This is a genomic window from Mesorhizobium sp. M8A.F.Ca.ET.208.01.1.1, from assembly GCF_004791315.1.
In the GTDB taxonomy this organism is placed as follows: domain Bacteria; phylum Pseudomonadota; class Alphaproteobacteria; order Rhizobiales; family Rhizobiaceae; genus Mesorhizobium.
In genome coordinates this window covers 43,703-55,996 of record NZ_SRUT01000011.1, presented here as the reverse complement: position 1 = coordinate 55,996, position 12,294 = coordinate 43,703, and the positions used below count along the sequence as shown (strand labels likewise).

Annotated in this window: 16 protein-coding genes; 8 read left to right on the top strand and 8 right to left on the bottom strand. The window is 65.5% G+C overall.

The annotated features are described in order from the left end of the window. Nucleotides 1-120: 120 nt before the first annotated feature. On the bottom strand, nt 121-537 hold the full coding sequence (locus tag EN851_RS30435; RefSeq protein WP_135930659.1) for a helix-turn-helix domain-containing protein: 417 nt from the start codon (nt 535-537) through the stop codon (nt 121-123). A gap of 108 nt (nt 538-645) precedes the next feature. Between EN851_RS30435 and EN851_RS30430 the strand changes: the two genes are divergently transcribed. From EN851_RS30430 to EN851_RS30410, 5 genes are all read left to right on the top strand, one after another. Continuing rightward, nucleotides 646-1,233, top strand: a complete 588-nt coding sequence (locus tag EN851_RS30430; protein ID WP_135930658.1) for a dihydrofolate reductase family protein — start codon at nt 646-648, stop codon at nt 1,231-1,233. A 127-nt stretch (nt 1,234-1,360) separates the two neighbouring features. Further along, entirely contained in the window at nt 1,361-2,236 is an 876-nt protein-coding gene (locus tag EN851_RS30425; RefSeq protein WP_135930657.1) for an SDR family oxidoreductase, read from the top strand. A gap of 111 nt (nt 2,237-2,347) precedes the next feature. After that, complete coding sequence (locus tag EN851_RS30420) at nt 2,348-3,286, top strand: alpha/beta hydrolase (RefSeq protein WP_135930656.1); 939 nt, start codon at nt 2,348-2,350, stop codon at nt 3,284-3,286. 2 nt (nt 3,287-3,288) lie between these two features. After that, nucleotides 3,289-3,822, top strand: a complete 534-nt coding sequence (locus EN851_RS30415) for a dihydrofolate reductase family protein (protein WP_135882043.1) — start codon at nt 3,289-3,291, stop codon at nt 3,820-3,822. Then, a complete protein-coding gene (locus tag EN851_RS30410) occupies nt 3,819-4,760 on the top strand; it encodes a sigma-70 family RNA polymerase sigma factor (protein ID WP_135930655.1) in 942 nt (313 codons plus the stop codon). Before EN851_RS30415 ends, EN851_RS30410 begins: the two co-directional genes overlap by 4 nt. Nucleotides 4,761-4,764: 4 nt before the next feature. Here EN851_RS30410 and EN851_RS30405 read toward each other — a convergent pair whose 3' ends face one another. Beyond that, nucleotides 4,765-5,679: an alpha/beta hydrolase gene (locus tag EN851_RS30405; protein WP_135930654.1), complete on the bottom strand. Its 915-nt coding sequence runs from the start codon at nt 5,677-5,679 to the stop codon at nt 4,765-4,767. Nucleotides 5,680-5,800: 121 nt separating this feature from the next. On the opposite strand from EN851_RS30405, the gene EN851_RS30400 reads away from it, so the two are divergent. Then, complete coding sequence (locus EN851_RS30400; RefSeq protein ID WP_127279721.1) at nt 5,801-6,703, top strand: LysR family transcriptional regulator; 903 nt, start codon at nt 5,801-5,803, stop codon at nt 6,701-6,703. Between the two features lie 9 nt (nt 6,704-6,712). Here EN851_RS30400 and EN851_RS30395 read toward each other — a convergent pair whose 3' ends face one another. The 5 genes from EN851_RS30395 to EN851_RS30370 form a co-directional block, all read right to left on the bottom strand. Continuing rightward, nucleotides 6,713-7,456: a 2OG-Fe(II) oxygenase gene (locus EN851_RS30395; protein WP_135930653.1), complete on the bottom strand. Its 744-nt coding sequence runs from the start codon at nt 7,454-7,456 to the stop codon at nt 6,713-6,715. Next, entirely contained in the window at nt 7,453-8,004 is a 552-nt protein-coding gene (locus EN851_RS30390) for a methylated-DNA--[protein]-cysteine S-methyltransferase (RefSeq protein ID WP_135930652.1), read from the bottom strand. Before EN851_RS30390 ends, EN851_RS30395 begins: the two co-directional genes overlap by 4 nt. A 331-nt stretch (nt 8,005-8,335) precedes the next feature. Then, a complete protein-coding gene (locus EN851_RS30380) occupies nt 8,336-8,560 on the bottom strand; it encodes a hypothetical protein (protein WP_135930651.1) in 225 nt (74 codons plus the stop codon). A gap of 13 nt (nt 8,561-8,573) precedes the next feature. Continuing rightward, nucleotides 8,574-9,689, bottom strand: coding sequence for a bifunctional DNA-binding transcriptional regulator/O6-methylguanine-DNA methyltransferase Ada (ada, locus tag EN851_RS30375; protein WP_135930715.1), 1,116 nt, complete (start codon nt 9,687-9,689; stop codon nt 8,574-8,576). An 86-nt stretch (nt 9,690-9,775) separates the two neighbouring features. Continuing rightward, nucleotides 9,776-10,468, bottom strand: a complete 693-nt coding sequence (locus EN851_RS30370; protein WP_127279717.1) for a helix-turn-helix domain-containing protein — start codon at nt 10,466-10,468, stop codon at nt 9,776-9,778. A gap of 175 nt (nt 10,469-10,643) precedes the next feature. Between EN851_RS30370 and EN851_RS30365 the strand changes: the two genes are divergently transcribed. Both EN851_RS30365 and EN851_RS30360 read left to right on the top strand, forming a co-directional pair. After that, a complete protein-coding gene (locus EN851_RS30365) occupies nt 10,644-10,970 on the top strand; it encodes a DUF1330 domain-containing protein (protein ID WP_127279716.1) in 327 nt (108 codons plus the stop codon). Between the two features lie 107 nt (nt 10,971-11,077). Continuing rightward, nucleotides 11,078-11,611, top strand: coding sequence for a hypothetical protein (locus tag EN851_RS30360; protein ID WP_189521961.1), 534 nt, complete (start codon nt 11,078-11,080; stop codon nt 11,609-11,611). A 59-nt stretch (nt 11,612-11,670) separates the two neighbouring features. Here EN851_RS30360 and EN851_RS30355 read toward each other — a convergent pair whose 3' ends face one another. Further along, a complete protein-coding gene (locus EN851_RS30355; protein ID WP_127870364.1) occupies nt 11,671-12,120 on the bottom strand; it encodes an ester cyclase in 450 nt (149 codons plus the stop codon). Between the last annotated feature and the right edge of the window lie 174 nt (nt 12,121-12,294).

The following is a 12,294-nucleotide window of genomic DNA, read 5'->3' as shown; positions in this document are numbered from 1 at the left end:
CATTGCCCTGCCGGGCATTTCTCCCCGTATAGTGACGGGGAGAAAGGGCGGCGGCTCCGCCGGCGACCCGCGGCGCCGACTTTCAAGGAAGCTGCTTCGCCCTTAGAACAGCGCTCCCGCCTACACCATATGCTCTGCCCGCAGTGCCACCTTCATCCGTTCCAGCGCCGGCTCGCCGCCGGCAGCCAGTTCCTCGGCGATACGGGCCAGCTTGTCATCGGCCTTGCGATGCTTGCTGCCCCAGGCGCCGAGCGTGGCAAGCACCGGCAAGAGGTCGATACCGGCCTCGGTCAGCCGGTAGATTGCCTTCAATCCGTGGCTCGGGTCGTCGCTGCGGGTAAGGATGCCTTCGTCCTGCAGTGCCTGCAGCCGCTCGGCCAGCGTGCGCGAGGAAATGCCTTCATCGGATTGCAGGAACTCGCGAAAATGCTTTTTGCCGGCGAAGATCAGGTCGCGGATGATGAGCAGCGTCCAGCGATCGCCGAGCAGTTCCAGCGACAGGTTGATCGGGCAAGCGGATCGTTCGCGAGTCGACATCCCTATGGTTCCAATTTTAAATCACTTTACTATTGACATCATTTTGCCCGGCAGGTCAAATGGTTCCGAAAGTAAACCATACCTAGGCAAATCTGACGAGGACACCCGATGAAAAACCTCATCCTGCAGATGCAGATGTCGGTCGACGGTTTCGTCGGCGCCGATGCCGATCACCCGTGGCAGCTCTGGGAGTGGGGCGACGACAATGGTTGGGACGCCGAGCTGAAACAGGATTTCAACGCCGTGTTTGCCGGCATCGACACCATCCTGCTCAGCCGCAAAATGGCCGAGGAGGGCTACCTCACCCATTGGGGCAATGCGGCGAGGAAATATCCGGCCGATCCCTTCTATGCTTTCGCGCGGCGCATCGTCGAGGCGCGCAAGGTGGTGCCGAGCGACAGGCTCGAGGCCTCGCGTTGGGAGCGCACGACGGTGGTGAGCGGCGACCTGCCGCGCGAGGTCAACGCGCTGAAGGCGGGCGAGGGCGGCGACATGGCCGTCTTCGGCGGCGCCGGCTTTGCGTCGGCGCTGATCGCGGCCGGGCTGGTCGACGAGTTCCAGCTGTTCGTCAATCCTGCCGTGCTGGGCGCCGGCCGCCGTATCTTCGACGAGGGAGGGTTCCGAAACCTCCGGCTGCTCGGCGCGAAGGCCTATGCCTGCGGCATGGTGGTCAGCCGCTACGCGCCGGCGGGCTGATCCGGCGCATACTGGCCTCGCGCCGATAAAAAAGACGTTGGCCGGAATCCTTTGCCCGCTTCTCTTCGTCTTCAAGATGCGGTCGCCGAAAGGGCGGCCGCATCAATGCTGAATGGAGAGACAGACCATGATCCTGGTGACAGGCGCCACCGGCCTGAACGGCAAGGCAATCGTGCGCGAATTCGCGCGGCAGAAGCATGAGGTGCGGGCGCTGGTTCGCGATCTGGACCGGGCATCCGCGGCAGGGCTCGGCGGACTTGCCGGCATCGACCTGATCGAAGGCGATATGCGCCGGGCGGAGACGCTTGGCGCGGCACTCGACGGCATCGATCGCGTGCTGATGATTTCGACCGCCGCGCAAGACATGGTCGAGACGCAGTGCCGTTTCATCGACGCCTGCAAGCAGGCCGGCGTCACGCATGTGGTGAAGTTTTCCGGTGCCGAATCCAACATCGGCTATGACGCGACCAAGTTCCGCTTCACGCGCATGCATGAGGAGGTCGAGCGCTATCTGGAGGGAGCCGGCATGGCGTGGACTCATCTGCGCCCCAGCCAGTTCATGCAGGTCTATCTGCGCGACGCGCCGACCATCGCCGCGGAAGGCGCATTTTACCTCGCGCTCGGCGATACCGAACTGTCGCCGGTCGATGTCGAGGACATCGCCAAGATCGCCGTCCGGCTGCTGCGCGATGGCGGCCACGAAGGCGAGAGCCTCGACATGACCGGACCCGAGGCGCTGACCATGAGCGACATCGCGGCGCGGATTTCGCAAGGGATCGGCAAGCCGGTCCGCTATGTCGATGTCAGCCCGCAGGAGCGCCGGCGCAATCTGCTGGCCGCCGGCGTCCCTGCCGACTTCGCCGATGCGCTCGACGAGCAACTGGCGGAGCGGCGGCGGCGGCCGAAATCGCGGGTGCATCTGGCCACGCATGAGATGTTCGGCGTGCGGCCGACGCCGTTCGTCGAATTCGCCCGGCGGCATGCCGCGATGTTTGGCGGCTGAGCGCGTCCGCAAAAAAAAAAGCGCCCACCGCCGCGTATCCTTTTTGCCTGCCCGTACGTCTCTGCCTTCGAAGGTCGCGCCTTCCGCGATCCGCAACCCCAGGAGAATATCATGGCGAGCATCGAGAGCGAGGCAAACAGGAACCATTACGCGGCGATCGCGGCCAATGCGGGCAAGCTGACCAGCCCGCAAGCGATCATCGACCACAACGATGTCCATTGGACGGCGCTGACCGGCGAGCCGCGCGGCGTTGACTATATCGAGGTCGATGCCGGCGGCGTGCCGGCGATGTGGGTCGTGCCCAAGGGCGCCGACGAGCAGCGGGTGCTGTTTTATGCGCATGGCGGCGGCTTCATCGGCGGCTCGATCTACACCCACCGCAAGCTGGTCGGCCATCTCGCCAAGGCCGTCGGCTGCCGGGCGCTGGTCTACGATTATCCTCTGGCGCATCAGGCCAAGCATCCGGCCCAGCTCGAGGCGGCGATGGCAGCCTGGGACTGGCTTGTCGACCAGGGCTTCGACCCCCGGCGGATGGTGATCGCCGGCGACTCCTGCGGCGCGGTGCTGACCTATGGCGTCCTGCAGCGGCTGCGCGCGCAGGGGCGGCCGCTGCCCGTTGCCACGCTGATCATCTCCGGCTGGTTCGACATGGCGATGACCGCTGCCAGCTACGAGACTAACCGCGAAAAAGATCCGGCCTTCGCCAAGGCTGGCGTCGACTGGCTGGCGGCCAACTTCATCGGCGATGCCGATCGGCGCGATCCCGAGGTCAGCGCGCTCTACGCCGATCTCTCCGGCTTTCCACCCGTCTTCCTGCAGGCCGGCGCCGACGAGACGCTTGTCGACGAAAGCCGCATGTTCGCCGAGCGGGCGAGACAGGCAGGCGTCGAGACCCGGCTCGACGTCTTCGACGGCATGCTGCACTCCTTCCAGATGATGGCCGGGCGGGCGCCGGAAGCCGATGATGCCATTGCCCGCTTCGCTACCTGGGTACGGCCGAGACTGGGGCTGCCGGCAGCCGGTGAGAAGACCAGCGAAAGGGCGGCGTGAGCATGCGGCGCCTGATCGTGTCGAGTTTCGTCTCGCTGGATGGCGTCATCGAGGGACCCATGACATGGGCCTCGCCGTTCTTCGTCGGGGAGAATGTGGACCATGCCTTGCAGGCGCTTTCGAACGTCGAGTTCTTCCTGCTTGGCCGCGTCACCTACGAGATGTTCTTCGCACGCTGGCCAGACATCAGGGATAGCCCCTACATGGACCGCATCAACGGCCTGAAGAAGCTGGTCGCCTCGACGACTCTGAAGACGGTGTCGTGGAATGCCGCGCTGATAGAGGGCGATGTCGCCGGGGCGCTGGCGGCGCTGAAACGGCAGCCGGGCGGCGACATCCTGAAATATGGGGTGTCGCAGCTCGACCGCACCTTGCTTGGCGCGGGGCTGGTGGACGAGTATCATCTGTCGATCGTGCCGACATGGGTCGGGCACGGCAAGCGCGCCTTCGACGATGTCGGACCGGTCGATCTCGATCTTGTCGGCACGCATCGTTTCGCCAACGGCGTGGTGACCCTGACCTACGTGCCGCGATGAACCAGCAGATCCGCAAATCCCCCGACACGATGCAAGCCATGCGGGCCTGGCCCGAGCCCGACCGCGTGTTCGACCTGCGCTATGCCGCGTTCCTGGAGACGGTTTCGCATCTGCGCGCCAGGTTGCATCGCTATTGCGCGCGCATGACCGGCTCGGCGCTGGATGGCGAGGACATCATGCAGGAGGCGCTGTTCGAGGCCTATCGCAAGATCGAGCTGCTCGACGATGCGCAGGCGCTGCGGCCGTGGCTGTTTCGCATCGCGCATAACAGGTGCATCGACTTCATCCGCAATCGCCGCACGCGGCACGCGGCCGAAGCCTTCTATGCCGGCGACGATATCGTGCTGCCGGTCGAGCCGGCCGGTCCGGCCGCCGGCCGCGCCATCGAGCGGCTGGTGGTGCACTTGCCGCCAAAGGAGCGCGCCTGCGTGCTGCTGAAGGACGTCTTCGACCATTCGCTGGACGAGATCGCCGATTTGGTCGGCTCGACATCGGGCGGGGTCAAGTCGGCGCTCAATCGCGGCCGCGCCAAGCTCGCCGCCTTGCCCGCGCAACCGGTCGCGGTGCCACCACATAACCCGGAACTGGAGCGGCTGCTTGACCGCTATGTCGCGCTCTTCAATGCCAGGGACTGGGACGGGGTGCGGGCGCTGACCAGCGCCGATGCGCGGCTGCGGGTCTCGGACTGCTATAACGGCCTGCTCTCCCGCTCGCCCTACTTCGTCGAATATGAGCGCAGCGAGCTGCCCTGGCGCATGCGGCCAGGCACGATCGAAGGGGAGATCATGCTGGTCGTCGACAGGCAATATGGCGAGGTCTGGCGGCCGGCCTATCTGGTGCGAATCCATGCGACCGGTGGGGCGATCGACCGCATCGCAGACTATTATGCCTGCCCGTGGATACTGGACATGATCGCCGCCGACGGAGTGACCCGCTAGGCCGTTACCTGGAGAGGAAATCCGTGATCAGCTTGACGGTGGCATCGGGGTTTTCCTCCATGATCCAATGGCCCGAAGCGGGCACGACGGCTCCGGTCACATCCGTGGCGACGAGGCGCAGGATGTCGGCCTGGCTGGTGCCGGCCGATTTTTCCGCACCCGCGGCGAGCACGGGCATGGGCAGCTTGCCGCCGCTGGCCAACATCGCCTGGTTGTCGATGGCGTCCTGGTCGAATGCCTTGAACTGCTCGAAGGCGTCATGCATGGCATGCGGCCGTGCATAGAGTTTTGCGTAGTGGGCGCGCGTCGCCTCGTCGATCTTCTTCGGGTCGGCCGACAGTTCGTTGTAGAAGCGGTCGAGGTAGATGCGCTCGCGACCCGCGACCAGCCGCTCCATGTCGGGGCCTCGGAAGTTGAAGTGCCACAGCAGCGGGCTCTGCTTGATCTTGTCCCAGTCGCCGATGCCCGGCAGCGGCGCGTCGATGACGACCCATTTGGTGATGCGCTTGGGATATTGCGCGGCCAGCGCGTAGCCGACCATGTTGCCGATGTCGTGCGTCACCAGCTCGGCCTTGTCGATCTTCAGCGCATCCATCACGCCGGCGATGTCGACCGCCTGGTTCTTCTTGGTGTAGCCGTCGTCGGGATGCGCCGAAAGGCCCATGCCGCGCAGGTCCGGCACGATCACCGTGTGATCCTTCATCAGGGCTATCGCGGCCGGCGCCCACATGTCGCCGGTATCGGCGAAGCCATGCAGCATCACGATCGCCGGACCCTTACCGCCGACGCGGACGTGCAGGCTGGTGCCGTTGGTCTTGATCGTCTGCGTCTTGAAGCTGGCAGGAAAGGCGACCACGCGGGCCGAGGCCGGAACGCTCATTGCCAACAAGCCGAGCACGATGACCAAAGGACGAAACATGTAAGCACTCCTGGAGATTTTGTTCTATCACCGCGGTATCGCGGTTTTGTGAACTATGACACCATGCCCTTGATTTCGTTAGGCGACGGACGCCTGATTGTGAATTCGGGAAAGCCGAACAATGCTGAAGCTCGAAGCCGCCGCCGCCTTTGTCGCCGTGGCGGAATCCGGTTCGATCACCGAAGCGGCCCGGCGCATGGCGCTGTCGAAATCCGTCATCAGCGAGCGGCTGTCGGAACTCGAACGCGGCCTCGGCACGAAGCTGCTGGACCGCACGACGCGCAAGCTTTCCATCACCGAGACAGGACGAAGTTTCTATGAACGCGCCAAGCGCATCATGCAGGAGGTGGCCGATGCCAGCGCCGAGATCGCCGAGCGCCGCGGTGAACTCGCCGGGCCGCTCAGAATAGCGGCGCCGACCAGTTTCGGAATCCTGCATCTCGGCCCGGCGCTGTATGGCTTCCTGGCCAAGCATCCGGGGATTGAGCTGACGCTCGATCTCGACGACCGCTTCGTCAGCATAGTGGCCGACGGCTACGACGCCATTTTGCGTCACGGGCCGGTGGTCGACGACGGCCCCGTCATCGTCAGGAAGCTGGCTTCGAGCCGGCGCTTCCTGGTGGCAGCGCCGGACTATCTCGAGACATTCGGACGGCCCGGGACGGTCGAGGACCTGAAACGCCACAAGGGCATCATCTATTCCATACGGGGCGCCGCCGACTGGCGGTTCAAGGTTTCACGGCGGCTGACGACTGTCCGCCCTCAGACCACGTTGCGCGTCAACAACGGGATCCTGATGCGCGATGCCGCGCTTGCCGGCCTCGGCCTGGCCCTGCTTCCCGCCTATTTCATCCAGGCGGAAATCGCCGACGGGCGGCTGGTGAGCGTCGATGTCGGCGCCGAGCCGGAAGGAGCCAGCATCTACATGGCCTTTCCCGAGGACCGGCGCGGATCGGCCAAACTGCGCGCGCTCACCGCATGGCTGCGCGATGTGTTTGGCGACCCGCCCTACTGGGAAGCATGAGGCCGGCATTCACCTGGCATCGTGGAAGATAATGCCGACCGTGTGGCGCATGCCTGAGCGCAGCCGGCTGACGCCGTGGCGCAAATTGACGCGGTAATTGCCTTTCGTGCCCTGCACCGGCCGGTTGTGGACGGCGAAGGCCACCGCATCACCCTGGCGCAAGGGCACCACTTCGACCCGGCTCTGCATGCGCGGCCGCTGTTCGGTCAGCGCGAATTCGCCGCCGGTGAAATCCTCGCCGGGCTCTGAAAGCAGGATCGCCACCTGCAGCGGGAAGGCGAGGTCGCCATAGAGGTCCTGGTGCAGGCAGTTGAAGTCGCCGGGCACATATTGCAGCAAAAGCGGCGTCGGCCTGACCTGGCCGGCGGCATGGCACTGGTCGAGGAACGCGGCATGCGTGGCGGGGTAGCGCATGGGGATAGCCATGCGCTCGTTCCACCGGTTGGCGACCTCGGCCAGCCTGGGATAGAGCGCGCCGCGCAGGCCGCCGATCAGGTCGGGCAGGGGATAGCGGAAATAGCGGTATTCGCCCTTGCCGAAGCCGTGCCTGGCCATGTGGATGTGGCTGCGGAAATGCTGCTCCTGGGGGTAGAGGCCGGCGAGCTGCCGGCACTCTTCGGGTGAGAGCAGCTTTTCCATCACCGAGCAGCCGAAGCCGTCGAGCTCGGCGGTGAGCGCCGGCCAGTCGTAGGCGGCGATGCGTGTCTCGGCGGCTTCGACCAGCGATGGGGCAACCCTGGCGTCGGCGTTCATATCGCCGCCTCCCGCTCCAGCAATGCGCGCTTGCGTTCGGTCCCCCAGCGGTAGCCGGACAGCGAGCCGTCGGCGCGCAGCACGCGGTGGCAGGGAATGCCGAGCGCGATGGGGTTGGCGGCACAGGCCGTCGCCACGGCGCGGGCGCCGTCCGGCATGCCAAGGCGCCGGGCAAGGGCGGTGTAGGTGATGGTGGCCCCGCATGGGATCGTGCGCAGCGCGTCCCACACGCGCCGCTGGAAGCGCGTGCCGTGGCTGAGATCGAGCGGCAGGTCGAGGCCGGCGCCAGGCATTTCGATGAAGCGCGCAATCGCCACGAGATCGTCGCGCAAGCCGGCCTCGCTTTCGAGCGGCACCCTGCCGGGGAAGCGGTTGGCAAGGTCCTGTTCCAGCGTATTGGCGTCGGAACCGATCAGGATGGCGCAGATGCCGATAGGACCGCGCGCCACTAGGATGCGTCCAAGCGCGGACTGGCCGATGGCATAGGTGATGGTGTCGAGGGCGGCGCTGGCGCCCGTCGCCGGCATATGGGTTTGCATGTGGTTCATTGCCTTCACTCCTTCTGTGTGCCTGAACCCTAGCGACGGGCCGGATGTTCCTCACTCCGATGCTTGCTTTCAAATTCAAATCTCGGGCGCCTGAGGACGCGGAGGCAGGTGCTCTACGGCGCCCCCCCCTCTGTCCTGCCGGACATCTCCCCCACGAGGGGGGAGATTGGATGTCATCATCGCCTTCGCCAATTTCCAACGTTGCAAGAATGAGCGGGGCGCCAAAACTGCCGATCTCCCCTCTTGTGGGGGAGATGTCCGGCAGGACAGAGGGGGGCGCCGTAGAGTGCTGATTTCGGCTATTCATGCTCCGCCCTGCGCGAAGGAAAGCTCACACGACACGTGTGACGGACATCTCGCCGAGCAAGAACACCTCGCCTGATAACAGCCGCAGCTCGATCTCGCCGGTGGCGGTGCGGTTCCACTCAGCCTTGCCTCCGTGGACCAGTTCGCCGATGGCGGCCATGACCAGCGCCTTCGCGTCCTCTCTGACGGCAGCGCCGTTGGCGATCTGGCTGTTGGCACCGGTGGTGGGAGACCTGGCCATCGCGCGCATTGCCGAATCCTCGTCAGGCCCGCGAGGACCGGTAGGTCGTCGCCGTCCCGCCGGCCTCGCGGTCGAGCAGCGCGCGTTTGCGCTCCGCGCCCCAGGCATAGCCCGACAGGGCGCCGTCCTTCCTGATCACGCGGTGGCAGGGAATAGCGACCGCAAGGGCGTTGGCCGCGCAGGCGGCGGCGATGGCGCGGGTCGCCTTCGGCGCGCCGATACGCCGCGCGATCTCGGCATAGGAAACGGTGTGGCCGGCCGGGATGTCCCGCAAGGCCTGCCAGACGCGCTGCTGGAACGCGGTGCCGCGCACGTCGAGCGGCAGGTCGAGGCCGAGCGCCGGCGCCTCGACGAAGCCGACGACGCGGGCGACCAGAGCCTCGTAGTCGCCGTCGCCGCCGACCAGCCGCGCCTTGGGGAAACGGTCCTGCAGGTCGCGCACCAGCGCGTCGGGATCCTGGCCGAGCAGGATGGAGGCGACGCCCTTGCGGCTCGATGCGACCAGGATTGTGCCGAGCGAAGTTTCGCCGACGGCGAAGCGGATCTCTTCGTTGGCGCCGCCGGCGCGATAGCGCGTCGGCGTCATGCCGAGCATGCCGGTCGACTTTTCGTAGAAACGCCCGCTCGAATTGAAGCCCGCATCGTAGATCGCCGATGTCACGCTGACGCCGTCTTCCAGCCCCTGGCGGACCCGGGCGGCACGGCGGGCCGCTGCATAATCTTTCGGCGTCAGCCCGGTGACCGCCTTGAAAACGCGGTGGAAATAGCCGGGGCTGCGGCCGGCGGCATCGGCCAGTTCGGCGAGCGAGGGTTCCTCCTCGCTCGCCTCGATCCTGCGGCAGGCATCGGCGACCATCGCGGCGTTGGCGGCCTCGAGCGAAGGGCCATCCGGATTGCAGCGCCGGCATGGGCGAAAGCCTGTCGCCTTCGCCTGTTGTAAAGTGTCGTGCAACTGGACATTGGCGGGGTTGGCGCGCCGCGACGGGCAGGACGGCCGGCAATAGACGCCGGTCGTCGCCACCGAATACCAGAATACGCCATCGGCCGACTTGTCGCGCGCCACGATGCGCGCCCAGCGCGGATCGTCGTCCACCGGCAGTGGCGCGGGTTGCAGATGTTTGGTCAGGGTGATGAACATAAGCGCATAGAAGCCGCCAAAAGGCCGCCTCGCCACCCGTTTCCTGCCGAACGGCGCAGATCGCGTCCGACGACCCCCGGCCTGTCCTACGCCGCGCGCTTGGGCTCCACCGCGAAGGGGCTGAGGCCGAGCCATGTCTGCATCTGCCTGCCGATGGCCTGGTCGCCGGTCAGGACGACCTTCGCACCGGCCTTCTCGACGGTGAGCAATCCCATCCAGATCGCCGTCATCGTGTGCAGGTCGGTCGAGACATAGAGGTCGACGTCGAAGCCCGGATCGTACCAGCACAGGTCGACCTCGCCGTGCTTTTCGACGATCAGCCACCAGGAGCGTTTGGAGGCGGGGAGTTCCTGATACAGAAATTGTATCACCGTGCGTCCTTCCGGCAGCGGCGAGGGGTTCAAATTGCGCCGCATGTCCCACATCAGCAGCGACGGATCGAGATTCTTCAGCGACAGCCGGGACTCGACCCATTTCTGGCCCCAGAACCCCATCGCCTCGACGACCGGGCGCAGATCGCGGCCGGCCTCGGTCAGCCGGTAGTCGAAGATCCCTTTCTCTCCCTGGACCTCCTTGCGCTCGACGATCCCCGCCAACTCTAGCTCCTTCAGCCGTTGCGACAGAAGGGTCGGCGACATTTTGGGCACGCCGCGGCGCAGGTCGTTGAAGCGGGTCGACCCCGCCACGAGCTCGCGCATCAGCACCATCGTCCAGCGGGTGCACAGCACCTCGGCGGCCATCGATAGCGGGCAGAACTGTTTGTATCCGTGCTGGGTCATGACTGTGCCTCTCCCTCGAACCTGCGGCCAACATTAGTCCTTCGTGATTGAAGCGGCGAGTACAGAAACTGTACCGGCCCGGTACAGATCGCGGACTGGCTGGCGCTGGCCCTGCCATGCGAACCCTTTGGCCGGTTCACGGGATGCCCCTGTGCGCCGCAACCAGGAGAGCACAATGACTGCTTACGTTATCGCGGACATCAAGATGAAGGACCCGAAGTGGGTCCCGGCTTACGCCGCCTCGGTGCACGACCTCGTCCACAAGCATGGCGGCAAATATCTGTCGCGAAGCGGCAATGTGACGACGCTCGAAGGCATGCCGCTCGACACGACGCTGATCGCCCTGATGGCTTTCCCGTCGGAAGCCGCGGCGCGCGCCTTCACCAGCGATCCGGCCTATGCGCCTTTCGTTTCGGCCCGCCAGGACGGCAGCGACAGCCGTTTCCAGCTGATCGACGACACCGATCTGGCCGGAACGATCCCGTACCTACCGAAGGGATGACCGGCATTCGCCGCGTTTTCGGGATCTCCACGCAACAACAGCCACGGCGCTTGCCTGTCGCGCCGCCGTATTGTCGGCGGCCGGCCAGCCGTGCCTTTTCAACAGGAATGGATATGAAATCAAACTTTCGCAACGGGCTTCTCATGGCGGGGGCCGTGCTGGCCGTCTGCACGACCTTCGCACAGGCGCATCAGGAGGCGGCGGGCGCGCCGGACGCCAATCCGCTGGCCGAAAAGGTGCGGGCAGCCAACAGCCGGTTTCTCGACGTCAACGCGGCGACGGCGGAAGGCTATGCGCCCATTCCCTGCGCCAGCGGCATCACCGGCGGCGCCATGGGCATCCACTATGTCAATGGCGGGTATCTGAAGGACGACAAGATCGACATCGCCCGTCCCGAAGCGGTGATGTACGAGCCGATGGCCGACGGCACGCTGAAGCTGGTGGCGGTCGAATACATCACTTCGAAGGGGCCGGCGTCGCTCGAGGGACAGCTGTTCAACTTCAACAGCGCGCCCAACCGCTATGGCCTGGGTGAGTTCTACGAACTGCATGTCTGGGCCTGGAAAGGCAACCCGACCGGCACCTTCGCCGACATGAACCCGAAAGTGTCATGCGAGCACGTGATGGCGCCGAGCCAGTAACCGGCACGGCCAGGCGGCGCCAACGCCGCCTGGCCGAACTCTCGAATTGCATGAGGCTCTCAGGCGGCCTTGATCAGGCCGAGCTGGGTGAGGGCGGCGACGCCGTCGTCGAGGCCGATTTCCTCGACGATCCTGCCGTCGATCACCTTCAGCACCGTGGTGCCGGTGAACCGCATGGTGCGGCCGGTGGCGGCGGGCAGCGAACCGGTGAGGAAATCGCTGAAGGCCGGGCCGGTATGCGTGCCGCCGCCCTCCCACTGGCCGACGACATAATCGCCCTCGGCGATGAGATCGGCGGTGGCCCAGAAATTGAGATCCGGGAAGGCGGCACGGAAATCGGTCATGAAGGCCTTGATGTCGTCGCGACCGCGGCGCGGCTCGTGCAGTGAATATTTCAGCAGCATGTCGGGCGCGGCGACGGCGTCGACGACTGAGAGGTCGCAGGTTTCACCCCAGAAGTCGGTGAACCATCTGACGACGACGGCCTTGTTGTCTTCCTGCTTGGTCATAGGGAGGTCCTCTTCTTGTCTGGTTTGGAGATCACCTGTGTCGATGATCCCCAGCCATCCCTAGGACGATCGGACGCGCGCAAAACTCCGGTTCTTGCCGGCCAATCGAAAGGCGCAGAGCAGCAACGGCCGGTGATGGCGGCGCACCTCCGCCGCCTTGCGCGACAAGTAACG